Raw genomic sequence first — 374 nt, 5'->3', positions numbered from 1 at the left:
CGGGCGCCGCGGCGGCTGTCGGGGGGTTCGGGGCGGCTCGGGAGCCTGGGGGTGGGACTCGGATGTGGGTGGTTTGCCGAGGGCGGGGGTGGCGGGGGATGGGTGGGTTAGGGGAGGTTCTCGGCTTGGGCGCGGGCGGCGGCTGCTTCGGTGGGGGCGTTGGCTTGGGCGTAGGCGTCGGCCGCCTGGAGGTGGGCGGCGCGGGCGTCGGCGGGGCGGTGGGCTGCTTCGTGGGCGCGGGCGAGGTTTCCGAGGGTCGCGCCCGCCCCGTACCAGTCCCCGAACTCCCGGCAGATCTCCACGCCCTTGTCGTACGCCTCGATCGCCTCCTCCGCCCGGCCATCCTTCCGCAGGGCGATGCCGAGGTTATTCCA

At 75.1% G+C, this 374-nt stretch carries 1 protein-coding gene; it reads right to left on the bottom strand.

Annotation, left to right across the window (positions count from 1 at the left end):
• Positions 1-107: 107 nt before the first annotated feature.
• A partial coding sequence (locus TN53_RS42915) for a tetratricopeptide repeat protein (RefSeq protein WP_046264349.1) occupies positions 108-374 on the bottom strand: 267 nt, incomplete at its 5' end.

The organism is Streptomyces sp. WM6386, from assembly GCF_000972385.1.
In the GTDB taxonomy this organism is placed as follows: domain Bacteria; phylum Actinomycetota; class Actinomycetes; order Streptomycetales; family Streptomycetaceae; genus Streptomyces.
The sequence above is the reverse complement of the archived record's forward strand: the minus strand, read 5'-3'. Positions and strand labels throughout refer to the sequence as shown.